Below are 393 nucleotides of genomic sequence, written 5' to 3' on the forward strand. Positions count from 1 at the left end.
AGGCGCTGAACTGGAAGGCCTGATGGAAAAGTGCGGTATGAAGGTCCTTGGTTACTTTACCCGCGGCCCGCGCAACGTGACGGCCAACAAGAAGATCACATCCCCTGCCGATATGAACAATTTCGTCATCCGTACCCCTCAGTCCGCCATGACCGTGGCCGCATTTGAGGCAGTCGGGGCAAAACCCACCCCCATGGCGTTAGCCGAGGTGTTCACCAGCCTTCAGCAGGGCACCATTGAAGGCCAGGAAAACCCGCTGGCCATGATCCAGAACAGCTCCTTCTACGAGGTCCAGGATTATGTGATCCGCACCGAGCACCTGCGCGCATGGGTTTACATCGCAATGGGCCTGGAGCAGTTCAACGCCCTGCCCGCGGACCTGCAGCAGGTTGT

Annotated in this window: 1 protein-coding gene; it reads left to right on the plus strand. The window is 58.8% G+C overall.

What is annotated here, in order from left to right:
- The coding region (locus DWX59_RS29400) for a TRAP transporter substrate-binding protein (RefSeq protein WP_235845096.1) at positions 1-393 on the plus strand (393 nt) is incomplete at both ends.

The organism is Enterocloster aldenensis (genome assembly GCF_003434055.1).
Lineage (GTDB): Bacteria > Bacillota > Clostridia > Lachnospirales > Lachnospiraceae > Enterocloster > Enterocloster aldenensis.